The sequence below is a fragment of the Streptomyces sp. NPDC093984 genome (assembly GCF_044764595.1).
In the GTDB taxonomy this organism is placed as follows: Bacteria; Actinomycetota; Actinomycetes; order Streptomycetales; family Streptomycetaceae; genus Streptomyces; species Streptomyces cynarae.
Genome location: NZ_JBIWIM010000004.1, coordinates 19976 through 42996 on the forward strand (window position 1 = coordinate 19976; position 23021 = coordinate 42996).

Consider the following 23021-nt stretch of genomic DNA (forward strand, 5'->3'; position numbering starts at 1 on the left):
GCAGCGGATGGCAGAGCAGACACACGTCCTGTTCGTCGAGGACGACGACGTCATCCGCGAGGCCACCCAGCTCGCGCTGGAGCGGGACGGCTTCGCGGTGACCGCCATGCCCGACGGCCTGTCGGGCTTGGAGGCGTTCCGCGCCCGCCGTCCCGACATCGCTCTGCTGGACGTGATGGTTCCGGGCCTGGACGGGGTCAGCCTGTGCCGGCGCATCCGCGACGAGTCGACCGTGCCGGTCATCATGTTGTCCGCGCGGGCCGACTCGATCGACGTGGTGCTCGGTCTGGAGGCGGGCGCCGACGACTACGTGACCAAGCCCTTCGACGGCGCCGTGCTGGTGGCGCGCATCCGTGCGGTGCTGCGCCGCTTCGGGCACGCGAGCGGCGCCGGCCGGGCGGCCGAGGACACCTCGTCCGGGGACGACGGAGTGCTCACCTTCGGTGATCTGGAGGTCGACACCGAGGGGATGGAGGTCCGGCGGGCCGGGCAGCCGGTGGCCCTGACGCCGACCGAGATGCGCCTGCTGCTCGAGTTCTCGTCGGCGCCCGGCACCGTACTGTCGCGCGACAAGCTGCTGGAGCGCGTGTGGGACTACGGCTGGGGCGGGGACACCCGTGTCGTCGACGTCCATGTGCAGCGGCTGCGCACCAAGATCGGCCAGGACCGGATCGAGACGGTCCGCGGCTTCGGCTACAAGTTGAAGGCGTGAGCGGGGACAGGAGCATGCGGGGGATCATCGGCCGCCTCGTCCCCGAGGACGCGGCCATACGAACCGGTCTGAGATGGAAGCTCAGCGCGGCGATCGCCCTGGTCGGGGCGCTCGTCGCGATCGCGTTGAGCCTGGTCGTGCACAACGCGGCGCAGGTGTCGATGCTGAACAGCGCACGTGACCTCGCCTACGAGCGCATCCAGGTGGCGCAGCGGATGTACGAGTCCGGGCGCACCCAGACGTTCGGAACCAGAATCGACGATCCGGCCATCCCACGGGACCTGCTGGAGAAGGTCATGCAGGGCAGGCGCGCCACCTTCGCGTCCTGGGACCGCAACGGGGTGCCGGACACCTGGGCCGCCGTACCGCTCAAGGACGGCCGGGTGCTGTCCCTGCACACCCGCACGGACCGCAGCGCCGGGGTGATCAAGGACCTCGACCAGGCCCTGATCATCGGTTCGATCGCGGTCGTCCTCGGCGGTTCCGCGCTCGGCGTGCTGATCGGCGGGCAGCTGTCGGGCCGGCTGCGCAAGGCGGCCGCCGCGGCGAACCGGGTCGCCAAGGGCGAGGCGGACGTGCGCGTACGGGACGCGATCGGTGGTGTCGTACGCGACGAGACGGACGATCTGGCGCGGGCGGTGGACGCGATGGCGGACGCGTTGCAGCAGCGGCTGGAGGCGGAGCGCCGGGTGACGGCGGACATCGCGCATGAGCTGCGCACGCCGGTGACGGGCCTGCTCACCGCGGCGGAGCTGCTGCCGCCGGGCCGCCCCACCGAACTGGTGTTGGACCGCGCGAAGGCCATGCGGACGCTCGTGGAGGACGTCCTGGAGGTGGCCCGTCTGGACGGCGCCTCCGAGCGGGCCGAGCTGCAGGACATCATGCTGGGTGAGTTCGTGACCCGGCGGGTGGCCGCGAAGGACGCGGACGTCGAGGTCAGGGTGATCCACGAGTCGGAGGTCACCACGGACCCGCGCCGTCTGGAGCGGGTGCTGTTCAACCTGCTGGCGAACGCGGCACGGCACGGCAAGCCGCCCATCGAGGTGTCCGTCGAGGGCCGGGTGATCCGGATACGGGACCACGGGCCCGGCTTCCCCGAGGAGCTGCTGGCCGAGGGCCCGAGCCGGTTCCGTACGGGCAGCTCGGACCGCTCGGGCCAGGGTCATGGGCTGGGTCTGACGATCGCGGCGGGGCAGGCGCGGGTGCTGGGCGCCCGGCTGACGTTCCGCAACATCCGGGCGCCCGGGGTGCCGGACGATGTGCCGGCCGAGGGGGCGGTGGCGGTGCTGTGGCTGCCGGAGCACGCGCCGACGGACACGGGCAGCTTCCCGACGCTGCCGCTGTCGGGCAAGTGAGGAGCGGGACCGGGAGGCCGCAGGACCGGGGTCGGCAGAAGGACAGGGAAGAGCCGGCTAGCTCCACTCCTTCTCGAAGTCCAGACCGCCCTCGCGGCGCTGGGTGAAGGAGAACCAGTTGCCGGAGTCGTCGCGGAAGAGCGCCTCGGTGCCGTACGGCCGCTCCTGCGGCTCCTGGAGGAACTCCACTCCGCGGTCCTTGAGCCGCTTGTAGTCGCCGTGGATGTCGTCGGTGGCCAGCACACCGGCACCGAGAGCGCCCTTGGCGATGAGCTTCTTCATCATCTCGGCGGACTCGGGGTCCATCGCGGGCGGCCCGGGCACCATGAGCGTCAGCTCGACGTCGGGCTGGTCCGGGGCGCCGACGGTGAGCCAGCGCATGCCGCCGTCGCCCATGGTCATGTCCGTACGGACCTCGAGGCCGAGCTTCTGCGTGTAGAACTCCTTGGCCCGGTCCTGGTCGAGGACCCAGACGGTGGTGATGGCGAGCCCCTTGATCATGGCGTGCTCCTGGAGGTGGGAGGTGCGGTGTGCGCTGCCACGGTAAGCAGCGGGCCCTTCACCCCGCTTCTCCGGAATTGCTCTGCTCGCTCCTGCGGAATCCGCCCGCCCAGAGCATCGCGTAGCACCCGGGTATGAGCGCGGCGCCGCGGCCGACGTGCTTGGCGCGGTACTCGCTGGGCGTGAGCCCGGTCCAGGCCTTGAACCGCGCGGAGAACGTGCCGACGCTGCTGAACCCCACGAGATGGCAGATCTCGGTCACGGACAGATTCGCGGTACGCAGCAGGTCCTCGGCGCGCTCGATGCGCCGGTGCGTCAGATACTGCCGCGGCGTCTCGCCGTACGCCTCCTTGAAGGCGCGCAGGAAGTGATACCGCGAGTACCCGGCACGGTCGGCCACGGCCCCGAGATCGAGCGCGGGGTCGGCCCAGTCCCGATCCATCAGATCCTTGGCCAGCCGCAACTGCCGCATCTTGTCCACGCCCCCGATGCTGCCACGCGGCACTGACAGGGCGGCGGGGGCGAGACTCGACCGGGTGTGCCCGTCCGCGCGGGAAAAGGCCCCCGGGCGCACGCACCCGGGGGCCTCGGGCCGGAGCCCCTGCCGGTCAGACGGCCTCTGCAACCGCCGGCGGCACATCCGCGGCGTCCCCAGCCGCGCCCCCGGCCTGCTTGTCGGGCCCAGCCCCCCGCAGCGGGACCTCCTTCACGAACACCGCCGCGGCCAGCGCGAGCACGGCCACCACCGTGCCGAGCAGGAACGCCGAGTGCGTGCCCGCGGACACCGCGTGCTGGTACGCCTCCCGCGCCGCCGCCGGAAGCTTCTGGAGGCTCTTCGCGTCCAGTTGCGCCGACTGCTCGGTGATCTTCGACCCCAGCGCACCGGCCCGCTCGGCCATCACGTGCTGCACCCGGTTGTTGAACAGCGCGCCCATGATCGCCACGCCGAAGGAGGAGCCCAGCGTCCGCGCGAGGGTCGTGGTCGACGAGGCGACGCCCATGTCCCGCATCTCGACGCTGTTCTGCGCCACCAGCATGGTGATCTGCATCAGGCAGCCCATCCCGGCACCCAGCACGGCCATGTACAGGCCCGAGGTCAACCGGCTGGTCTCCGTGTCCATCCGCGACAGCAGGAAGAGGCCCACGATCATCAGCACGCTGCCGACCACCGGAAAGACCTTGTACCGCCCGCTGTTGGTGGTGACCCGCCCCGCGATCATCGACACCACGAGCATGGCGCCGAGCATCGGCAGCAGCAGCAGCCCCGAGTTGGTCGCGGACGCACCCTGCACGGACTGCTGGTACAGCGGCAGGAACAGCGTCGCACCGAACATCACGAACCCGGTGATGAAACCGATCGCCGACATCAGCGAGAAGTTCCGGCTGCGGAAGATGTGCAGCGGCACGACCGGCTCGGCGGCCTTCGTCTGCCAGAACAGGAATCCGACGAGCGCGGCGACACCGATCCCGATCAGCTCCATGATCCGCGCGGACGTCCACGCGTACTGGGACCCGCCCCAGGTGGTGACCAGCACGATCGAGGTGATGCCGACGGTCAGCAGCGCGGCGCCGAGGTAGTCGACACGGGCCTGGGACCGCTTCTTCGGCAGGTGCAGGACGGCGCTGATGGCGACCAGCGCGACGACACCCAGCGGAAGGTTGATGTAGAAGGCCCAGCGCCAGCCCCAGTTGTCGGTGATGGTGCCGCCGACCAGCGGACCGCCGATCATCGCGAGCGCCATGACGCCGGCCATCATGCCCTGGTACTTGCCGCGCTCCCGCGGCGGAATCAGATCACCGATGATGGCCATGACGCCGACCATGAGACCGCCGGCGCCGAGACCCTGGACGGCGCGGAAGCCGATGAGCTGGCCCATGTTCTGCGCCATGCCGCTGAGCGCGGAGCCGACCAGGAAGATCACGATCGAGGTCATGAACGAGCCCTTGCGCCCGTACATGTCGCCGAGCTTGCCCCACAGCGGCGTGGCGGCGGCGGTGGCGAGGGTGTACGCGGTCACCACCCACGACAGGTGCTCGAGGCCGCCCAGCTCGCCCACGATGGTCGGCATCGCCGTGCCCACGATCATGTTGTCGAGCATCGCGAGCATCATCGTGATCATCAGCGCGAGCAGGACGACCCGTATGCTCCGAGGTTGTTTCTCACTCTTCTCGCCGTCAGCGGCCGGTGCCGCGCTGTCCGCCATGGTCCCCAGACTCCCCTTGGTACTGCCCGCCGCCCGGCTACTTACTTGTCGCCCGGCTAGTTCACTATTCTCGGGGAAGATAGCCCCGTAACTAGCCGTGCGTCAAGTAAGTTTCGTAGGCTCGGCAAGGAGGCCTGCACACGGGCTCTCCGGGAGTGCGAGGAGTACGAGGATGGGCGGCACCACCATGGAAGGCACCAAGCGGCAGCGGCGCGGGGACACCCGCCAGCGCATCCAGGACGTGGCGCTCGACCTCTTCGCCGAGCAGGGCTACGAGAAGACCTCGCTCCGGGAGATCGCCGAGCGCCTGGACGTCACCAAGGCCGCGCTCTACTACCACTTCAAGACCAAGGAAGAGATCCTCGCCAGCATCTTCGAGGACCTGACCCGCCCGATCGACGAACTGATCGAGTGGGGCAAGGCGCAGCCGCACACCCTCGAGACCAAGCAGGAGGTGCTGCGCCGCTACAGCGAGGCGCTGGCCGGCGCGGCCCCGCTCTTCCGCTTCATGCAGGAGAACCAGGCCACGATCCGCGAGCTGAGCATCGGTAACCAGTTCAAGGACCGGATGCTGCAGATGCGCGACATCATCCGGGACCCGGACGCCTCCCTGACCGACCAGGTCCGCTGCGTCAGCGCGCTGTTCACGATGCACGCGGGGATGTTCGTCCTGCAGGAGGTCGAGGGCGATCCGGAGGACAAGCGCAAGGCGGTCCTGGAGGTCGCGATCGACCTGGTCACGCAGGCCCACTCGGGTGAGGGGACAGTGTAGGGAGGGCCCGGGCACACCTCAGAGGGCCACGCCCCTGCCCCGCAGGTAGGCGACGGGGTTGACGGCGGATCCGTAGTGCGGGGTCGTACGGACCTCGAAGTGCAGATGCGGGCCGCTGGAGTTGCCCGTGTTGCCGGACAGCCCGATGCGCTGACCGGTGGCGACGGCCTGGCCGACCCTGACGTCGATCCGCGAGAGGTGGGCGTACTGCGAGTAGATGCCGCCCGCGTGCCTGATGACGACGGCCTTGCCGTACGCCACCCCCTCCCCGGCCCCGCCCGCTCCGGCCTTGACGACGGTCCCGGCGTGCGCGGCGACGACGCTCGTCCCGCTCGGCACGGCGAAGTCCTGCCCGCTGTGGGTGGACTTCCACATGCCGCCGGCCTGGTTGAAGCCGGCCGTGAGCGAGTAGTTCCTGACCGGATGGACCCAGGACGCGGCGCTCACCGCGCCGCTTCCGGCGGCGGCCGCCACACCGGCCCCCAGCACGGCTGAAGCCCCGGCACCGGCGGCCAGCACGGCCAGCCGGGCACGCATCCGGGACGTACGGGAGGAGGAGGGCATGACGCTCTGGGACATGGAGACCTCGGGAAGTAGGCGGCTTGACCGTTTCTTGGTACAAGTCGGCCCGGTTGATTACCAAACGCGCGATCTACGAGGCCATGCCGTACTCGTGGCGAAATCACCCCCTGCTGGGGCTATTGCCTGGCGGCGGCCGCTACTAGGCGACCTCGTACCGGCTCCTCCCCCTGTGCGACATGTCACCCGGCGGGCCCGCTAGGCTGACCCACCGTCACGGACCGAGCACGGGGGAGCAGATGGATCCAGCGGCCCTGGGCGTCAAGGTGGCCTCCAGCGTGGTCACCCCGCTCGTGAAGCGGCTCTTCGTCACGGAGGGGCCCGGCGCCGGGCTCGTCGACAAGCCGGTGCGCGTCTCGGAGTTCGTCTCGTTCCGCGGCGAGAAGCGCGCCCTCGCCGAGAAGGAGCTCACCAAGCTCGCCGCCGAGCTGGTCAGGCGGGCCGTCACGGCGGAGGGCGAACGCCCGCTGCCCGAGGACGAGACACCCGCCGTCGTCCTCGCCCTGGCCACCACCCTGCACGCCCTCGGCGACCTCGACATGACCGACGTCCAGGCCGTGCGACTGGGCCACCAGACCCTCGCCCTGCACCTGCGGGCCGCGAGCGGCACCCCCGACCGCGACCTCTCACTCGACGCCACCCTCTTCTACGAGCGCGTCCTGGAGATCGCCTGCCTGCACATCCTGCACTTCTTCACACAGCGGTCCACCTTTGTGCCCCGCACCCTCGTCGAACAGACCCGGCGGCAGGCCGAGATCATCACGAAGATCGACGAGCTGATCGCCCGCACCCCGCCCACCGGGGGCACCGACCCCGCCTTCGACCAGCGCTACCTCGCCTATGTCGCCACCAAGCACAGCCACCTGACCATCTACGGAATCGATCTCGTCAACTCCCCGGAGCGCTGGCCCCTCGACGCGGCCTACCTCAGCCTCCAGGCACTGCGCCCGGACGACGAGACCGACGCCCGTATCGCCACCGCCTCCGCGGCCCTGCCCGCCGACCAGGCCCTCACCGGCCACGACCGGATCCTGCTGCGCGGGGTCGCCGGTTCCGGCAAGACCACGCTGGTGCAGTGGCTCGCGGTGACGGCGGCCCGCGGTGAGCGCGGCGACCGGATCCCGTTCGTCCTGCCGCTGCGCACCCTCCTGCGCCGCCCCGGCGGGCTGCCGGCGCCCGACACCTTCCTGGACGCCGTCCGCGTCCCCTTCCACGCCACCCAGCCGCCCGGCTGGGCCGACCGGGTCCTCACCGCCCGCCGCGCGCTCCTGCTCGTCGACGGCGTCGACGAGATCCCCGAGCGTGAACGGGAACGCACCCGGCGCTGGCTGCGCGACCTGCTCGACGTCTACCCCGGCAACCAGTGGCTCGTGACCTCGCGCCCCTCCGCCGTGCGCGAGGACTGGCTCGCAGCCGACGGCTTCACCGAACTCACCCTCGCCCCCATGAGCCGCGACGACGTCGCCGCGTTCGTCCGCCGCTGGCACACCGCGGCCCGCGTGGGCGCCCCCGACACCGACCGCCTCGACGACTACGAACACTCGCTCCTGGACGCCGTACGCACCAAACCGGACCTCGGCCGGCTCGCCACCAACCCGCTGATGTGCGGGCTGATCTGCGCCCTGCACCGGGACCGGCGGGGGTATCTGCCGCACGGCAGGCAGGAGTTGTACGAGGCGGCCCTGTCGATGCTGCTGGCGCGGCGCGACGAGGAGCGGGACATGTTCGTCCGGCAGGACGGCATCCACCTGACCGAGGCCCCGCAGATCCAGCTGCTGCAGCGCCTGGCGTACTGGCTGATCCGCAACAACCAGTCCGAGATGGACCGTGAGCGCGCGGAGCGGATCGTCGCCGACGTGCTGCCCTCGCTGCCGGCCGCCGCCTCCCAGGGCGACGCCGGACAGATCCTGCGCCACCTCCTGGTCCGCAGCGGACTGCTGCGCGAACCCGCCCCCGGTACGGTCGAGTTCGTCCACCGCACCTTCCAGGACTACCTGGGCGCGAAGGCGGCGGTCGAGGACGGGGACTTCGGGCTGCTGGTGCGGGGCGCCGCCGACGAACAGTGGGCGGACGTGATCCGCATGGCGGTGGCGCACGCACGGCCGCGGGAGAGGGCCGAACTGCTGGACGACCTGAGCGCCTCGGCCGACCGGGCCCCGGCAGCGGCCGGGACGCGCATCCGGCTCCTGGCGCTCGCCTCGCTCGAACACGCGACGGAACTCGACCCCCGTGTCCGCGCCCGGGTGGAGTCCGAGGCCGCCGCGCTCATCCCACCCCGTACGACGGCGGAGGCCCGCGCCCTCGCCGGCGCCGGCCCCCTCGTCCTGGAACTGCTCCCGGGCCCGGAGGGGCTGACGGACGCGGAGGCGAGGGCGGTGGTCATCACCGCGTCGCTGATCGGCACCGAGGCGGCCATTCCGGTACTGGCCCGGTTCCGGTCGCATCCTGCCCTGTCCGTGCGGGCGCAACTGACGTGGACCTGGCACCGCTTCCACACCGAGCGGTACGCGGAGGAGGTGATCGCGCATCTACGGCCGGAGGGCCTGTACTTCGCGGCGCACTCGGCGGCCGAACTGCGCGTTCTGCGGGACTTGGGCGGGCCGTCCCTGCTCCAGATCGTCGGCGACGTCGGATCGGACGACATCCGGGCCGCGCTCCGCCCGGACCAGGTGCGCAAGCTGGTCGTCCGCGACAACCGCGCATTGCGGGACCTGAGCTGTCTCTCCGATCAGGGGCGGCTGAAGGAACTGGATCTCGGGAGCCTGGACCCGGACGTCGACGATCTCTCGCCGCTCGCGGAACTGCCGATCACCCTGCTGTCGCTGCACGGCACCTCTCGTCTGGGGACGCCGGAGGCACTGGCCCGACTCGGACCCACCGTGACGGGGCTCGACCTCAGTATCCGGCTGCACGGCGACTCCCTCGACGCGGTCCTCCCCCGGGAACACCCCCTGGAATACCTCCGGCTCTCCGAAAAGGCACTGCGGTTCACCGGACTGCGGGGGCTACGGCACCTGCACACGGTGAAGAGGCTGAGCCTGGCCTCCCTTCCGAAAGAGCTTCCCCCGGAGCACTTCGAGGAAATCGCCGCCCTGCCGGCCCTGGAGGATCTGCGGCTCATCTGGAATGCCACCGGCTGGGAATCGGGCCCAGTTCTGGCCCGGATCACCCGGCTGCGGCTGAACATGTTCACCGGGACCGAGGACCTCTCGAAACTCTCCACGCTCTTCCCCGGAGTGCGAGACCTCACCCTTCGCCTCGCCCCCGACGTGTCCGACCTCCCGGATCACGTCCTGGATCCTCTGCCGGTCCGGCCCGTGATCGAGCGCACCGACAGCGTGCTGTGACCGCACATGGAAAAGGGGCTGCCCCGGGACCGAAGTCCCGGGGCAGCCCCTTTCCGTCTCACCCCCGCAGGGGTCAGTCCTTGCTCAGGTTCGGACCGCCACCGGCCGCCTGCTCGATCGGCGGAACGTCCGGCAGAGCCGACTTCTCCTCACCACGGAAGGTGAACTTCTGGGCGTCGCCCTCGCCTTCCGTGTCGACGACCACGATATGGCCCGGACGCAGCTCCCCGAAGAGGATCTTCTCGGACAGCGTGTCCTCGATCTCGCGCTGGATCGTGCGGCGCAGCGGCCGGGCGCCCAGCACGGGGTCGTAGCCCTTCTTCGCCAGCAGCTCCTTCGCGGACTGGGCGAGCTCGATGCCCATGTCCCGGTCCTTGAGCCGCTCGTCGACCTTGCTGATCATCAGGTCGACGATCGCCAGGATGTCCGCCTGGGTCAGCTGCGGGAAGACCACCACGTCGTCGACGCGGTTGAGGAACTCGGGCCGGAAGTGCTGCTTGAGCTCGTCCGACACCTTGTTCTTCATGCGCTCGTAGTTGGTCTTCGTGTCGCCCGCGGCGGCGAAGCCGAGGTTGAAGCCCTTGGAGATGTCCCGGGTGCCGAGGTTGGTCGTCATGATGATGACCGTGTTCTTGAAGTCCACGACCCGGCCCTGGGAGTCGGTCAGGCGACCGTCCTCCAGGATCTGCAGCAGCGAGTTGAAGATGTCCGGGTGGGCCTTCTCGACCTCGTCGAAGAGGACCACCGAGAACGGCTTGCGCCGCACCTTCTCCGTCAGCTGGCCGCCCTCCTCGTAGCCCACGTAACCGGGGGGCGAACCGAAGAGACGCGACACCGTGTGCTTCTCGCTGAACTCCGACATGTCGAGGGAGATCAGCGCGTCCTCGTCACCGAACAGGAACTCCGCCAGCGCCTTGGACAGCTCGGTCTTACCGACACCGGACGGGCCGGCGAAGATGAACGAACCACCCGGACGCTTCGGGTCCTTCAGGCCCGCACGCGTACGGCGGATCGCCTTCGACAGCGCCTTGACGGCGTCCACCTGGCCGATGACCCGCTTGTGGAGCTCGTCCTCCATGCGGAGCAGGCGGCTGGACTCCTCCTCGGTCAGCTTGAAGACCGGGATGCCCGTGGCCGTGGCCAGCACCTCGGCGATCAGCTCGCCGTCGACCTCGGCGACGACGTCCATGTCGCCGGCCTTCCACTCCTTCTCCCGCTTGGCCTTCGCGGCGAGCAGCTGCTTCTCCTTGTCACGGAGAGAAGCCGCCTTCTCGAAGTCCTGGGAGTCGATCGCGGACTCCTTGTCCCGGCGGACGGCCGCGATCTTCTCGTCGAACTCGCGAAGGTCCGGCGGCGCGGTCATCCGGCGGATGCGCATCCGGGAACCGGCCTCGTCGATCAGGTCGATCGCCTTGTCCGGCAGGAAGCGGTCCGAGATGTAGCGGTCGGCCAGGGTGGCGGCCTGGACCAGGGCCTCGTCCGTGATGGAGACGCGGTGGTGCGCCTCGTAACGGTCGCGCAGGCCCTTGAGGATCTCGATGGTGTGCGGCAGCGACGGCTCCGCGACCTGGATGGGCTGGAAGCGGCGCTCCAGGGCCGCGTCCTTCTCCAGGTGCTTGCGGTACTCGTCGAGCGTGGTGGCGCCGATGGTCTGCAGCTCACCACGGGCCAGCATCGGCTTCAGGATGGAGGCCGCGTCGATGGCGCCCTCGGCGGCACCCGCACCGACCAGCGTGTGCAGCTCGTCGATGAACAGGATGATGTCGCCGCGGGTGCGGATCTCCTTGAGCACCTTCTTCAGGCGCTCCTCGAAGTCACCGCGGTAGCGGGAGCCGGCGACCAGCGCGCCCAGGTCGAGGGTGTAGAGGTGCTTGTCCTTGAGGGTCTCGGGCACCTCGCCCTTGACGATGGCCTGCGCCAGGCCCTCGACGACCGCCGTCTTGCCGACGCCGGGCTCGCCGATGAGCACCGGGTTGTTCTTGGTACGGCGGGACAGCACCTGCATGACCCGCTCGATCTCCTTCTCGCGCCCGATGACCGGGTCGAGCTTGGACTCACGAGCGGCCTGGGTGAGGTTCCGGCCGAACTGGTCCAGGACGAGAGAGGTCGAGGGCGTGCCCTCGGCCGGGCCGCCCGCGGCGGCGGTCTCCTTGCCCTGGTAGCCCGACAGCAGCTGGATGACCTGCTGGCGGACACGGTTGAGGTCTGCTCCGAGCTTGACCAGGACCTGGGCGGCGACGCCCTCGCCCTCGCGGATCAGGCCGAGCAGGATGTGCTCCGTGCCGATGTAGTTGTGGCCCAGCTGAAGGGCCTCGCGGAGCGACAGCTCCAGGACCTTCTTGGCACGGGGGGTGAAGGGGATGTGCCCGGACGGGGCCTGCTGGCCCTGGCCGATGATCTCCTCCACCTGCTGGCGGACCGCCTCGAGCGAAATCCCGAGGCTCTCCAGGGCCTTAGCGGCGACACCCTCACCCTCGTGGATCAGGCCCAGGAGGATGTGCTCGGTGCCGATGTAGTTGTGGTTGAGCATCCGGGCTTCTTCCTGAGCCAGGACGACAACCCGCCGCGCGCGGTCGGTGAACCTCTCGAACATCGTTAATCGCTCCTCAGAGCGGTCAGGCAGTGGGGGGAACTTCCCCTCCCTGTCCTTCCGCAGCTTAGTCCCGCAAGCGGGGACCGCTCATTCCAACTGCCGACACCGTCGATGGCCTCCTGACCCCGAACGCCGACATCTGCTCCAACCCGATGGTGCGAGACGATGTTCCCGCAGGCCAGGCAGATACCCCACTCGCCAGTACGCCGATGGCGAACGTGAGACGGCCTCTCCCGCGCAACGCCCCCTCCCACTAGGGATGTCTTACCCGCCGACACCGACAGTCCATGCCGCGCGCACCGTTTCCCTCCGCTACGGGCGAACATCCTTGCGCCGCCGAACACCCCCGTACGCCCCTTTTTTCGGCACTTGGCGCAATCGGTCGGCCACCCAGCGTAACCCGACGCCGGCTCGGGCGGTTGCTCCGTACATGGTCCACACGGTCCACCCGGTGCCCCACCCCCGAAGGCCACTCGATCCCGGCACGAGCGGCACGGTGCGTCAGTGGTACGAGAACGAGCTGGGCTGGGCGACGGCGCCCGGAGAGCCGGTGCGGCTGGTCACCGGGGTGCGCTTCGACGTGCTCGACGTGCCCGCGGAGGCCGGTTTCGCCGCGCTCAGGCATCTGGGGCCCGCGTCCCCGGTCGCGTTGTGCGCCGGGCGGATGCGGCTGCTGGTGGCGGCTGGCAGCGCGGAGGAGCTGCCGGGGCTGCTCGACTGGCTGGAGTGGGGAGCGCTGGCCCTGGACCTCACGGCCACCGGGGCGGGCGGGCAGACGGAGGCGCCGCTGCCGCCGGGCTGGGCGCCGGCTTCGGTGCCGGATCCGGCCGGCACCCCGGGGTCCCGGCCGCTTCCCCTGGACCGGGCCGTTTCACAGGGGGCCGCCGTCTGGCTGCGGCCCCCCGAGCCGGGGTGCGAGGTCGAACAGGTGCTGCCGACGTTGTCGGCCGTGGGGGGCGGTGGGGGCGCCCCCGATCTGGTACGGCTGGTCGACACGGTGGCGACGCAGTGCCACCGGGTCCGGCTGCGGCGCGCGTGCGCTCAGCCCATCGCCTTCTCGTAGGCCTCGCGGATGGTCGCCGGAACACGGCCGCGGTCGTTGACCTCGTAACCGTTCTCCTTCGCCCAGGCGCGGATCTGCGCGGTGTCCTGGCTGCCACCGGAAGCGGCCGCACGGGCCTTTCCACGCCCACCCGAAGCACGGCCTCCGGTACGACGGCCGCCCTTCACATACGGATCGAGAAGGCTGCGCAGCTTGTCCGCGTTGGCGGTCGTGAGATCGATCTCGTACGTCTTGCCGTCCAGTGCGAACGTGACGGTCTCGTCCGCCTCGCCACCGTCGAGGTCGTCGACAAGAAGGACCTGAACCTTCTGTGCCACCGGATTTCCTTTCATCGATAACTTCAGGGCCTAGGGTCTGCGCCCGGTGCCGCCCGTTTCGCGTCCCCTGTTATATGCAGTACTGCAGTACGTCGGAAAGCAAACCGCTTTTGCCGGAAAAACACAAACCCCCCGGGAGAGCCCGACGGGCGGCTGGGAGACCGGAAACATACGCGTTTCGGACATAGGGAACCTGGGCAAGGTCGTCGGGCTGAAGCGCGGCTGAATAGTCGCCTCCGATCGCCCGGCGATCACAGATGCAGAAGCATCCGGCTGTTGCCCAAGGTGTTCGGTTTCACTCGTTCGAGACCGAGGAACTCCGCCACGCCCTCGTCATAGGAACGCAACAGCTCGGCGTAGACATCCTGGTCGACGGGCGTCTCGCCGATCTCCACGAAGCCGTGCTTCCCGAAGAAGTCCACTTCGAAGGTGAGACAGAAAACGCGGCGAACGCCGAGCCACCTAGCGGTCTGCAGCAACTTCTCCAGCAACTGATGCCCCACGCCCAGGCCCCTGGCCTCGGGCATCACCGCGAGAGTGCGGACTTCCGCCAGGTCCTCCCACATCACGTGCAAGGCGCCGCAGCCCACGACCTCGCCGTTGTCGTCGCGTTCCGCGACCCAGAACTCCTGGATGTCCTCGTAAAGCGTGACGGTCGCTTTGTCGAGCAGGATGCCGCGGCGGACGTAGGAGTCGAGGAGGCGGCGCACCGCCGGGACATCGCTCGTCCTGGCCCGTCGGACAGTGATGGCTTTTGTGGTGGCTTCGGGGCGCTTCGCTGGCATGAGCGGACGCTATCGCCCGGTGTCGCCCTCCGCCGAGGCGGGGTTGTTCTCCTCGGGCGTCCCGGCCGGGTTCTCGGAGCCCGTTTCCTCACTCGGGGGCTCCTGGGTGCTCTCCGGGCCCTGCACGACGCGCATCGCGTCACGGAGTGCCTGTCTCTGTTCGTCGCTCATCATGCCGAAGAAGGCGACGAGCGCGGCGGCCGGGTTGTCGCTCTGCGACCAGGCGTCGTTCATCAGGGCAGCCGCGTAGGCGGCGCGGGTGGAGACCGCCTCATATCGATAGGCCCGGCCTTCCGCTTCCCGGCGGACCCAGCCCTTCTGATGGAGATTGTCCAAAACGGTCATCACCGTGGTGTAGGCGATGGACCGTTCCTGCTGTAGGTCTTCCAGGACTTCTCGAACGGTCACCGGGCGGTTCCACTTCCACACCCGCGTCATGACCGCGTCTTCGAGTTCTCCCAATGGGCGAGGCACGCTTAGCACAATAGTGGGAGAAGTCACCAATGGCTTGCGGGACGTGCACTTACGCGACAAACCACAACAAAAAGGGCGTACGACTCCTAAACGCGCTCAGGGCATGAGTCGTACGCCCGGTGGCACCGGGTGCCGTCCGGAAGGGCCGAGGGCCGCAAAAGGGGGGTCAGGCGTCGGCGTCCCCGGACTTCTGGGGAGCGCTTTCCGCGCGCGCGAGGGCCGCGTCCACGGCGGCGTCCTCCTTGGCCTTGTTGGCGCCGCCCTGGGTCTTCACGATCACCCGGATGAGCCCGATGAAGAACACGGCCATGACGACCGGGGGCACGAGCGCGGAGACGTAGTCCATGCGTCAAGAGTAGCCAGGGGTGTCCGAAGGATCCCGGTCGGGTGGGCGTCACCGGATTGCGCCCGATCCGGGGTCTGCCCGTTCGGCAGGCCCTAGCCGGCCGCGAGCTGCCCGTGGGAGTGGGCCGGGGGGCTCGGCTTCCGTTTCGGCGGGAAGACCTCGCCGGGGGTCGGGATCGGGCGGCGCGTCGGGCGCGGGGCCTGCGGCTCACGGCGGGGAGCGGGCTTTTCCGGCTTGCGCTCGGGCTTCTGCTCGGGTTTGCGGGCCGGCTCCTCGGGCCGCTCCTCCTCGCTCGCACGGCCGCCGGGCAGGGCCGTCAGACGCGCACGGCAGACGGGAGCCGCGGCCCTGCGGGGAGTGAGGTGCGCCCGTCCGCCGGGCTCGGCCGGTGCCGAAGTCCTCGTACCGGGCGTACCTCGCGACGGGGCGAACGTCGCCTGTTGGGGCACCAGGGCCCGGCAGCGGTCGAGCAGGGCGGCGGCCAGGGGCGTGCCGCGCAGGGCGCGCAGCGCGGCGAGGTCGTCCGGGGCAGGGCGGTAGCCGGCGCGCAGAGCGTCCTGGAGGAGGGTGAGGTAGCCGCCGGCGGCGCCGGGGAGGGCGGCCCGGTAGCGGGCGAGGTCGGCCAGCAGGAAGGCCCTCAGGCGGTCCCCCTCGCGCACCGCCGCGTCGACGGACTCGGCGAGGCGGAGGCAGTCCTGGACGTCCTCGGCGGAAGCGGTGCGGGGGTTCAGGGCCAGGGCGAGGGCGCGGCGGAGCACGCGCAGCTCCTCCGCGCCGAAGGCCAGGGCGCCTCGGGATCCGTGTGGCGTGGGCATGCGGGGACGCTACCGCTAATCGGACAAACCGGGTCTCTCCGGGTGCCGTGTCGCTCTGGAGTTCCCCCAGGTGGGGGCGCGGGTCCGCCTGTTCGCCGTTGAGCTGTTCGCCTTTCGGCGGGTGCTGCCTCGTCGTGCTCGTCACGCCCACGCGGCGGAGCCGCACATCGACACAGCCCCGCGCCCCTTACGGGGCGCCTCAACCCCCCATACGTGACACATTCCGTTCGTAGACCAACCGCAGGCCGATCAGCGTCAGCCATGGTTCGTGTTCGTCGATCACCGCCGACTCGCCCAGGACCATGGGAGCCAGGCCGCCCGTCGCGATGACCGTGACGTCGTCCGGGTCGTCGGCCAGTTCCCTGGCCATGCGGGTGACCACGCCGTCCACCTGGCCCGCGAAGCCGTAGACGATGCCCGCCTGCATCGCCTCGACCGTGTTCTTGCCGATCACGCTCCGCGGCCGGGCCACCTCGATCTTGCGCAGCTGCGCGCCCCGGACGCCCAGTGCCTCGACCGAGATCTCGATGCCGGGTGCGATGACACCGCCGACGTACTCCCCCCGCGCGCTGACCGCGTCGAACGTCGTGGCCGTGCCGAAGTCCACGACGATCGCCGGGCCGCCGTAGAGCTCGACGGCGGCGACCGCGTTGATGATCCTGTCGGCGCCGACCTCCTTGGGATTGTCGGTCAGGATCGGTACGCCCGTCTTGACGCCGGGTTCCACGAGGACCGCGGGCACGTCTCCGTAGTAGCGGCGGGTCACGTCGCGCAGCTCGTGCAGCACGGACGGCACGGTGGCGCAGATCGCGATGCCGTCGATGCCGTCGCCCAGGTCCTCTCCGAGGAGCGGGTGCATGCCCATCAGGCCCTGGAGGAGGACCGCCAGCTCGTCGGCCGTGCGGCGGGCGTCGGTGGAGATGCGCCAGTGCTCCACGATGTCCTCGCCGTCGAACAGGCCGAGGACGGTGTGCGTGTTGCCTACGTCGATGGTCAGCAGCATGGGGCTCTACCTACTCCGCCGCTCGCAGGTCCAGGCCGATGTCCAGGATCGGGGAGGAGTGTGTGAGCGCTCCGACCGCCAGGAAGTCGACGCCCGTGTCCGCGTACGCCTTGGCGTTCCCCAGGGTCAGGCGGCCCGAGGCCTCCAGCAGGGCGCGGCCCTTGACGATCGCCACCGCCTCCTCGCACTCGGTGGGCGTGAAGTTGTCCAGGAGGATCAGGTCCGCGCCCGCGTCGACGACCTCGCGCAGCTGGTGCAGGGTGTCGACCTCGACCTCGATCGGCACGTCCGGGAACATCTCACGGACCGCCTGGAAGGCCTGGGCCACGCCTCCGGCCGCGACGACGTGGTTGTCCTTCACCAGGGCCGCGTCCGAGAGGGACATGCGGTGGTTGACGCCGCCGCCGCAGCGGACCGCGAACTTCTCCAGGGAGCGCAGGCCCGGCGTCGTCTTGCGGGTGTCCCGTACGCGCGTCTTGGTGCCCTCCAGGGCGTCCGCCCACGCGCGCGTGGCCGTCGCGATGCCGGACAGGCGGCACAGGATGTTCAGCGCGCTGCGCTCGGCGGTGAGCAGGTCACGGGTGCGGGTGGTGACGGTCAGCAGCTTCTGGCCGGCCTCCACCCGGTCGCCGTCGTCCACGTGGCGCTCGACCTCGAACTCGTCGGTGCACACCACGGAGATCACGGCCTCGGCGACCCTGAGGCCCGCCACGACGCCCGCCTCGCGCGCGGTGAAGTCGCCGGTGGCGACCGCGTCCTCGGGGATCGTCGCGACCGTCGTCACGTCCACGCCGTGGTCCAGGTCCTCCTGGATGGCGACGCCTGCGATGTCCTCGACCTCCACGGGATCGAGTCCGGCGTCGGCCAGGAGCTGGGCGAGCGCGGGGTCGAGCCCGCACTCCAGGTATTCCTCGTCGCCGTCCGCGCCGCAGCCGCAGCCGTCGCCGCAGCCGCCGTTGGAGGCGAGAGGGAGGTCGGGGGTACTCACTTCGGTCACTGCTCCTGGGGACGCTGAGGCGCGGGGGCCTCGGGGCGGGTCGGGGGGAAGTCTGCGGTGTCCGTGGTGCGTGTCGCCAGCGATCGGTCGGGATTCAGCCGTACGACGATGTGGCGGCGCCAGTTCGCGTCGTCGCGGTCGGGCCGGTCCTCGCGCCAGTGGCAGCCGCGGGTCTCCTCGCGCAGGAGGGCGGCGGTGACCAGGACGCGGGCCACGCACAGGAGGTTGGTGGCCTCCCAGGTGTCGACGCCGGGCTCGGCGGTCTTGCCGTTCTCCTGGAGGACGTCGCGCGCCTCGGTGTGCAGCCGCTGGAGCTGGTCGGCGGCCTTGGACAGGGATTCGGCGGAGCGCAGGACGCCCGCGCCCTCCGTCATGATCCGCTGGATCGCGAAGCGGGCCTCGGGGCCGAGCAGCGGGTGCGCCGGCTTCTCCGAGTACGGGACGGGCTGCGGCACGCGCGCGTGGAGGCCGTTCTCCGTCTGCTCCCGGGCGATGTCGGCGGCGATGCTCTCGGCGTAGACCAGGCCCTCCAGGAGGGAGTTGGAGGCGAGCCGGTTGGCGCCGTGGACGCCCGTGCAGGCGACCTCGCCGCACGCGTACAGGCCCGGCACGGTCGTCCGGCCGTGGGAGTCGGTGCGCACGCCCCCGGAGGCGTAGTGGGCCGCCGGGGCGACCGGGACGGGCTCGGTGACCGGGTCGATGCCGTTGGCGCGGCAGGCGGCCAGGATCGTGGGGAAGCGGTGCTCCCACATGTCGGCGCCGAAGTGGCGGGCGTCGAGGAACATGTGCTCGGCGTCCTGCTCCTGCATCCGGCGCATGATGCCCTTGGCGACGATGTCCCGGGGCGCGAGCTCCGCCAGCTCGTGCTGACCGACCATGAAGCGCACCCCGTCGGCGTCCACCAGGTGGGCGCCCTCGCCGCGGACCGCCTCGGAGACGAGGGGCTGCTGGCCCTCCGCGTCCGGGCCGAGGAACAGCACGGTCGGGTGGAACTGCACGAACTCCAGGTCGCTGACCTCAGCGCCGGCGCGCAGGGCGAGCGCCACGCCGTCGCCGGTGGACACCGAGGGGTTGGTGGTCGCGGAGAAGACCTGGCCCATGCCGCCGGTGGCGAGGACCACGGCGGGCGCGTGCACGGCGCCCACGCCGTCGTGCTGGCCCTCGCCCATGACGTGCAGGGTCACGCCCGCGGTACGGCCGTCGGCGTCCGTGAGCAGGTCCAGGACGAGCGCGTTCTCGATCGTGCGCAGTCCACGCGCGCGTACCGCCTCCACCAGCGCCCGGGAGATCTCGGCGCCGGTCGCGTCTCCGCCCGCGTGCGCGATGCGGCGGCGGTGGTGCCCGCCCTCGCGGGTGAGCTGGATGCCTCCCTCGTCGTCGGTGTCGAAGTGCGCGCCGGTGGAGATCAGCCGCCGTACGGCGTCGGGGCCCTCGGTGACGAGGATGCGGACGGCCTCCTCGTCGCACAGACCCGCGCCCGCGACCAGGGTGTCGTCCAGGTGCTGCTCCGGGCTGTCGCCCTCGCCGAGGGCCGCCGCGATGCCGCCCTGCGCCCAGCGGGTGGAGCCGTCGTCGAGGCGCGCCTTGGTGACGACGACCGTGTTCAGGCCGGCGGCGTCGCAGCGCAGCGCCGCGGTGAGGCCGGCCACGCCGGAGCCGACCACCACGACGTCGGCGGGGATGGACCAGCCCGGGGCGGGCGCGTGCAGTCGTATGCCTGTGCCGGTCACGAGGCGGCTCCGTGAGGGTCGACGGGTTCGGGTGCTCCGAAGGAGAGCGGGATGTTGTCGATCAGCCGGGTCGTCCCGACCCGGGCGGCGACGGCGAGGACCGCCTCGCCGGTGAAATCGTCGGGGATGTCGGTGAAGTCCGACGGGTCGACCAGGGCCAGGTAGTCCAGGACCAGTGGCGGGTCCAGCTGGGCGGCCTCGTCCAGGACGAGCTTCGCGGCGGCGCGGACGGCGGCGGGACCGCCGGGCGCGGCCTTGGCGACGGCGTGCGCGTCGGCGGCGGCGCGCGACTCGCCTATGGCGCTCAGGGCCTCGGCACGCGCGTGCGTGGCGGGCACCTCCAGGGCACGTGCGCGCAGCGCCTCCTGGGCGGCGTGCCGGTCGCGGCCCGCGAACAGGGCGCGGGACAGGGCGAGCGCGGTGTGCCGCTCCTGGGGCGAGAGGTAGCGGTTGCGGCTGGACAGGGCGAGCCCGTCCTCCTCGCGCACGGTGGGCACGCCGACGATCTCCACGCCGAAGTTCAGGTCCCGCACCATCCGGCGGATCAGGGCGAGCTGCTGGGCGTCCTTCTGCCCGTACAGGGCCACGTCGGGGCGGGTGAGGTGGAGCAGCTTGGCCACGACGGTGAGCATGCCGTCGAAGTGGCCCGGGCGGAAGGCGCCTTCCAGGCGCTCGCCCATGGGGCCGGCGGAGATCCGCACCTGGGGCTCGCCGCCCGGGTAGACCTCGTCCACGGACGGGGCGAACACCACGTCCGCGCCGGACTGCTCGGCCACCTTCAGGTCGGCGTCCAGGGTGCGCGGGTAGCGGTCGAGGTCCTCGCCCGCGCCGAACTGGAGCGGGTTCACGAAGACGGTGACGATCACGAGGCCCTTGCCGCCGACGTGCTTGCGCGCCGCCCGGATCAGGGTGGCGTGGCCCTCGTGCAGGGCGCCCATGGTCATCACGACGGCGGTGCGTCCCGGCACCGCGTGGTGGTCCTGGACGTACCGCAGGTCGTCCACCGTGGGGACCAGTTCGAAGGGACGGCGGCTCATCGGTCTTCCCCGTTCTCGGGCAGGTCGGTGCCGTCGGCGAGGACTCCGAGCAGGTCCTCGGCCAGCTCCGGCTTCAGCAGTCCGTGGGCCAGGGCCCGGTCGGCGGTGGCGCGGGCCATCGCCAGGTAGCCGGCGACGGTCTGGGGGGCGTGCCTGCGCAGCTCGGAGACGTGCGCGGCGACCGTGCCCGCGTCTCCGCGCGCGACGGGGCCGGTCAGCGCCGCGTCGCCGGAGCGCAGCGCGTTGTCCAGGGCGGCGCCGAGCAGCGGGCCGAGCATGCGGTCGGGGGCCTCGACGCCCGCCGCGCGCAGCAGCTCCATGGACTGGGCGACCAGGGTGACCAGGTGGTTGGCGCCGAGGGCGAGGGCCGCGTGGTACAGCGGGCGCATCTCCTCGGCGACCCACTCGGGCTCACCGCCCATCTCGATCACCAGGGCCTCGGCGGCCAGCCGCAGCTCCTCGGGCGCGGTGACCCCGAAGGAGCATCCGGCCAGGCGCTGGACGTCCACAGGGGTGCCGGTGAAGGTCATCGCGGGGTGCAGGGCGAGCGGCAGCGCTCCGGCGCGCAGGGCGGGGTCGAGCACGCGTGTGCCGTACCGCCCGGAGGTGTGCACGAGCAGTTGGCCCGGGCGTACGGCCCCGGTCTCGGCGAGGCCCTCCACGAGGCCCGGCAGGGTGTCGTCCGGGACGGTCAGCAGGACCAGTTCGGCGCGCTCCATCACCTCGGCGGGCGGCACGAGCGGCACGTCGGGGAGCATCTGCTCGGCGCGCCGTCTGGAGGCGTCCGAGACCCCGGAGACGGCGACCGGGCGGTGCCCGGCGAGCTGGAGCGACGCGGCGAGCGCGGGCCCGACCCGGCCGGCTCCGATCACGCCCACGGTGAGCCGCGCGGGGCGGTCCTTGGGGTCTGGCTGCTGGACTGTACTCACTCGACGGTGGCCTTCCCGTTCCAGTCCGCTCTGGGTACCGGACGATTTCTCGTCATGTTAACGCGATTGGGGGGCGAGGCGGCCGGTTGTCCACAGGCTGTGGGTTCCCGCAGGTGGTGGCCGGTATGGAAATCGGGGTGCCGCAGGGGCGGGCGCGCGGCATGATCCCGGGATGAGGACGAGGGCGGAGGGGGACATGGCGCGAACGGCTGGACAGGTCGCCGGAGAGCCGGCTCGGGAGGGCGGGGAAGACCCGGCGGAGTCACCCGAGGAACTGCGGCGCCGGATGCGGGAACGCCGGATCGCCGCCTACCGGGGCGCGGAGCGCGTGCTGGCGCGCCCTGGGTTCCTGGGGACGCTGCGGGAGCGGCTCGCGCTGCTCGACGGCGCGGAGGCCCTGTACGACCTGGACGAGACCGGGGACATGTACGGCACGGGGATCGTCGAGGCGCTGGAGGAGAGGGTCGCCGGGCTGCTGGGCAAGGAGGCCGCCGCCTTCTTCCCGACCGGGACCATGGCCCAGCAGGTGGCGCTGCGCTGCTGGGCGGGCCGCACCGGCGACCCCACGGTGGCCCTGCATGCGCTCGCCCACCCCGAGGTGCACGAGCGGAAGGCGTTCAGCGAGGTCAGCGGGTTGCACCCGGTGCCCGTGACGAGCGAGCCCCGGCTGCCGACCGCCGAGGAGGTGCGCGACTTCGAGGAGCCCTTCGGAGCGCTGATGCTCGAACTGCCCCTCAGGGACGCCGGTTTCGTCCTGCCCTCCTTCGAGGAGCTCAGCGAGGTCGTCGAGGCGGCGCACGAGCGCGACGCGGTGGTGCACTTCGACGGCGCGCGCCTGTGGGAGACCACGGTCCACTTCGACCGTCCGCTGGAGGAGATCGCGGGCCTCGCGGACAGCGTCTACGTGTCGTTCTACAAGTCCCTCGACGGGTACGGCGGCGCGGCGCTCGCGGGCCCCAGGACCCTCGTCGACGAGGCGAAGACCTGGCGGCACCGCTACGGCGGCGCGGTCTTCCAGCAGTTCCCGACGGTGCTGTCGGCCCTGGCGGGACTGGAGCGTGAGCTGCCCCGGCTGCCGGAGTACGTGCGCCACGCGCGCGTGGTGGCCGCCGCGCTGCGCGAGGGGTTCGCGGCGGCGGGGCTGCCGTGGGCGCGGGTGCACCCCGACCCGCCGCACACCCACGAGTTCCAGGTCTGGCTGCCGTACGACGCGGACGTCCTCGTTCAGGCCGCCGTCCGCCAAGGCGAGGAGACGGGGACGCTCCTGTTCGCCAACCCCTGGGACCGCGGTGGTCCGGGCCTGGCCTTCACCGAGGTCTACGTACGCGCCGCCGCCCTGGAGTGGTCGGCGGACGACGTGAAGAAGGCGGCGGTGGAGTTCGTGGAGCGGCTGCCGGGAGTCGACGGGTCCGTTTGACGGCCTCCGTCAAACGAGGGCGGCTCTGTCAGTGACGGGGTGCAC

The 23021-nt window shown here is 71.1% G+C and carries 21 protein-coding genes; 6 read left to right on the plus strand and 15 right to left on the minus strand.

Annotation, left to right across the window (positions count from 1 at the left end):
- The first annotated feature begins 7 nt into the window (after window positions 1–7).
- Window positions 8–712, plus strand: a complete 705-nt coding sequence (gene cseB, locus ACIRC0_RS16145) for a two-component system response regulator CseB (RefSeq protein ID WP_366028062.1) — start codon at window positions 8–10, stop codon at window positions 710–712.
- A gap of 14 nt (window positions 713–726) precedes the next feature.
- Window positions 727–2067: a two-component system sensor histidine kinase CseC gene (cseC, locus tag ACIRC0_RS16150; protein WP_403616573.1), complete on the plus strand. Its 1341-nt coding sequence runs from the start codon at window positions 727–729 to the stop codon at window positions 2065–2067.
- Between the two features lie 57 nt (window positions 2068–2124).
- Here cseC and ACIRC0_RS16155 read toward each other — a convergent pair whose 3' ends face one another.
- The 3 genes from ACIRC0_RS16155 to ACIRC0_RS16165 all read right to left on the minus strand — a co-directional run bounded on the left by ACIRC0_RS16155 (window position 2125) and on the right by ACIRC0_RS16165 (window position 4772).
- On the minus strand, window positions 2125–2568 hold the full coding sequence (locus ACIRC0_RS16155; protein ID WP_384611750.1) for a VOC family protein: 444 nt from the start codon (window positions 2566–2568) through the stop codon (window positions 2125–2127).
- Between the two features lie 58 nt (window positions 2569–2626).
- Window positions 2627–3040 carry a helix-turn-helix transcriptional regulator gene (locus ACIRC0_RS16160; RefSeq protein WP_403617342.1) on the minus strand — a complete coding sequence of 138 codons (414 nt, stop codon included), beginning with the start codon at window positions 3038–3040 and terminating at the stop codon, window positions 2627–2629.
- Window positions 3041–3176: 136 nt separating this feature from the next.
- Window positions 3177–4772, minus strand: a complete 1596-nt coding sequence (locus ACIRC0_RS16165; protein WP_403616576.1) for an MDR family MFS transporter — start codon at window positions 4770–4772, stop codon at window positions 3177–3179.
- Between the two features lie 172 nt (window positions 4773–4944).
- On the opposite strand from ACIRC0_RS16165, the gene ACIRC0_RS16170 reads away from it, so the two are divergent.
- The gene (locus ACIRC0_RS16170) at window positions 4945–5544 is read left to right on the plus strand and encodes a TetR/AcrR family transcriptional regulator (RefSeq protein ID WP_403616579.1); all 600 of its coding nucleotides are present in this window, start codon (window positions 4945–4947) and stop codon (window positions 5542–5544) included.
- Window positions 5545–5562: 18 nt separating this feature from the next.
- On the opposite strand, the gene ACIRC0_RS16175 is transcribed toward ACIRC0_RS16170, so the two are convergent.
- Window positions 5563–6123: a M23 family metallopeptidase gene (locus ACIRC0_RS16175; protein WP_403616581.1), complete on the minus strand. Its 561-nt coding sequence runs from the start codon at window positions 6121–6123 to the stop codon at window positions 5563–5565.
- A 239-nt stretch (window positions 6124–6362) separates the two neighbouring features.
- Here ACIRC0_RS16175 and ACIRC0_RS16180 point away from each other — a divergent pair, with 239 nt between their 5' ends.
- Window positions 6363–9470 (plus strand): NACHT domain-containing protein, encoded by a 3108-nt coding sequence (locus ACIRC0_RS16180; protein ID WP_403616584.1) that lies wholly within the window; start codon window positions 6363–6365, stop codon window positions 9468–9470.
- Window positions 9471–9543: 73 nt separating this feature from the next.
- Here the strand turns inward: ACIRC0_RS16180 and ACIRC0_RS16185 are convergent, their stop codons facing one another.
- Window positions 9544–12063 (minus strand): ATP-dependent Clp protease ATP-binding subunit, encoded by a 2520-nt coding sequence (locus ACIRC0_RS16185; RefSeq protein WP_388988020.1) that lies wholly within the window; start codon window positions 12061–12063, stop codon window positions 9544–9546.
- A 430-nt stretch (window positions 12064–12493) separates the two neighbouring features.
- Between ACIRC0_RS16185 and ACIRC0_RS16190 the strand changes: the two genes are divergently transcribed.
- Window positions 12494–13126, plus strand: coding sequence for an SCO3374 family protein (locus ACIRC0_RS16190; protein WP_403616586.1), 633 nt, complete (start codon window positions 12494–12496; stop codon window positions 13124–13126).
- Here the strand turns inward: ACIRC0_RS16190 and ACIRC0_RS16195 are convergent.
- The 10 genes from ACIRC0_RS16195 to ACIRC0_RS16240 all read right to left on the minus strand — a co-directional run bounded on the left by ACIRC0_RS16195 (window position 13105) and on the right by ACIRC0_RS16240 (window position 21559).
- Window positions 13105–13443: an Lsr2 family protein gene (locus ACIRC0_RS16195; protein ID WP_366028054.1), complete on the minus strand. Its 339-nt coding sequence runs from the start codon at window positions 13441–13443 to the stop codon at window positions 13105–13107. The genes ACIRC0_RS16190 and ACIRC0_RS16195 overlap by 22 nt on opposite strands.
- 251 nt (window positions 13444–13694) lie before the next feature.
- Window positions 13695–14228: an amino-acid N-acetyltransferase gene (locus ACIRC0_RS16200; RefSeq protein ID WP_200422411.1), complete on the minus strand. Its 534-nt coding sequence runs from the start codon at window positions 14226–14228 to the stop codon at window positions 13695–13697.
- Window positions 14229–14237: 9 nt separating this feature from the next.
- Window positions 14238–14666, minus strand: a complete 429-nt coding sequence (locus ACIRC0_RS16205; protein ID WP_403617343.1) for a BlaI/MecI/CopY family transcriptional regulator — start codon at window positions 14664–14666, stop codon at window positions 14238–14240.
- Window positions 14667–14868: 202 nt separating this feature from the next.
- On the minus strand, window positions 14869–15048 hold the full coding sequence (locus tag ACIRC0_RS16210) for a hypothetical protein (protein WP_403616588.1): 180 nt from the start codon (window positions 15046–15048) through the stop codon (window positions 14869–14871).
- A 92-nt stretch (window positions 15049–15140) separates the two neighbouring features.
- Window positions 15141–15863 (minus strand): hypothetical protein, encoded by a 723-nt coding sequence (locus tag ACIRC0_RS16215; RefSeq protein WP_403616591.1) that lies wholly within the window; start codon window positions 15861–15863, stop codon window positions 15141–15143.
- A gap of 199 nt (window positions 15864–16062) precedes the next feature.
- Window positions 16063–16866, minus strand: a complete 804-nt coding sequence (locus ACIRC0_RS16220; protein ID WP_403616593.1) for a type III pantothenate kinase — start codon at window positions 16864–16866, stop codon at window positions 16063–16065.
- Window positions 16867–16876: 10 nt separating this feature from the next.
- Entirely contained in the window at window positions 16877–17854 is a 978-nt protein-coding gene (nadC, locus tag ACIRC0_RS16225; RefSeq protein ID WP_403616595.1) for a carboxylating nicotinate-nucleotide diphosphorylase, read from the minus strand.
- Between the two features lie 5 nt (window positions 17855–17859).
- A complete protein-coding gene (locus ACIRC0_RS16230) occupies window positions 17860–19593 on the minus strand; it encodes an L-aspartate oxidase (RefSeq protein ID WP_403616598.1) in 1734 nt (577 codons plus the stop codon).
- Window positions 19590–20630, minus strand: a complete 1041-nt coding sequence (gene panC, locus ACIRC0_RS16235; RefSeq protein WP_403616600.1) for a pantoate--beta-alanine ligase — start codon at window positions 20628–20630, stop codon at window positions 19590–19592. The genes ACIRC0_RS16230 and panC overlap by 4 nt, the downstream gene beginning before the upstream one ends.
- Entirely contained in the window at window positions 20627–21559 is a 933-nt protein-coding gene (locus ACIRC0_RS16240) for a Rossmann-like and DUF2520 domain-containing protein (protein WP_403616603.1), read from the minus strand. The genes panC and ACIRC0_RS16240 overlap by 4 nt, the downstream gene beginning before the upstream one ends.
- A 196-nt stretch (window positions 21560–21755) precedes the next feature.
- Here ACIRC0_RS16240 and ACIRC0_RS16245 point away from each other — a divergent pair, with 196 nt between their 5' ends.
- The gene (locus tag ACIRC0_RS16245) at window positions 21756–22976 is read left to right on the plus strand and encodes a threonine aldolase family protein (RefSeq protein WP_403616605.1); all 1221 of its coding nucleotides are present in this window, start codon (window positions 21756–21758) and stop codon (window positions 22974–22976) included.
- Window positions 22977–23021: the final 45 nt, after the last annotated feature.

Excerpts from the sequence above, each read along its gene's own strand:
- cseB (WP_366028062.1), top strand. The coding sequence starts at position 8 with ATGGCAGAGCAGACACACGTCCTGTTCGTCGAGGACGACGACGTCATC.
- cseC (WP_403616573.1), top strand. The coding sequence starts at position 727 with ATGCGGGGGATCATCGGCCGCCTCGTCCCCGAGGACGCGGCCATACGA.
- ACIRC0_RS16155 (WP_384611750.1), bottom strand. The coding sequence starts at position 2,568 with ATGATCAAGGGGCTCGCCATCACCACCGTCTGGGTCCTCGACCAGGAC.
- ACIRC0_RS16160 (WP_403617342.1), bottom strand. The coding sequence starts at position 3,040 with ATGCGGCAGTTGCGGCTGGCCAAGGATCTGATGGATCGGGACTGGGCC.
- ACIRC0_RS16165 (WP_403616576.1), bottom strand. The coding sequence starts at position 4,772 with ATGGCGGACAGCGCGGCACCGGCCGCTGACGGCGAGAAGAGTGAGAAA.
- ACIRC0_RS16170 (WP_403616579.1), top strand. The coding sequence starts at position 4,945 with ATGGGCGGCACCACCATGGAAGGCACCAAGCGGCAGCGGCGCGGGGAC.
- ACIRC0_RS16175 (WP_403616581.1), bottom strand. The coding sequence starts at position 6,123 with ATGTCCCAGAGCGTCATGCCCTCCTCCTCCCGTACGTCCCGGATGCGT.
- ACIRC0_RS16180 (WP_403616584.1), top strand. The coding sequence starts at position 6,363 with ATGGATCCAGCGGCCCTGGGCGTCAAGGTGGCCTCCAGCGTGGTCACC.
- ACIRC0_RS16185 (WP_388988020.1), bottom strand. The coding sequence starts at position 12,063 with ATGTTCGAGAGGTTCACCGACCGCGCGCGGCGGGTTGTCGTCCTGGCT.
- ACIRC0_RS16190 (WP_403616586.1), top strand. The coding sequence starts at position 12,494 with ATGGTCCACACGGTCCACCCGGTGCCCCACCCCCGAAGGCCACTCGAT.
- ACIRC0_RS16200 (WP_200422411.1), bottom strand. The coding sequence starts at position 14,228 with ATGCCAGCGAAGCGCCCCGAAGCCACCACAAAAGCCATCACTGTCCGA.
- ACIRC0_RS16205 (WP_403617343.1), bottom strand. The coding sequence starts at position 14,666 with ATGACGCGGGTGTGGAAGTGGAACCGCCCGGTGACCGTTCGAGAAGTC.
- ACIRC0_RS16210 (WP_403616588.1), bottom strand. The coding sequence starts at position 15,048 with ATGGACTACGTCTCCGCGCTCGTGCCCCCGGTCGTCATGGCCGTGTTC.
- ACIRC0_RS16215 (WP_403616591.1), bottom strand. The coding sequence starts at position 15,863 with ATGCCCACGCCACACGGATCCCGAGGCGCCCTGGCCTTCGGCGCGGAG.
- ACIRC0_RS16220 (WP_403616593.1), bottom strand. The coding sequence starts at position 16,866 with ATGCTGCTGACCATCGACGTAGGCAACACGCACACCGTCCTCGGCCTG.
- panC (WP_403616600.1), bottom strand. The coding sequence starts at position 20,630 with ATGAGCCGCCGTCCCTTCGAACTGGTCCCCACGGTGGACGACCTGCGG.
- ACIRC0_RS16245 (WP_403616605.1), top strand. The coding sequence starts at position 21,756 with ATGGCGCGAACGGCTGGACAGGTCGCCGGAGAGCCGGCTCGGGAGGGC.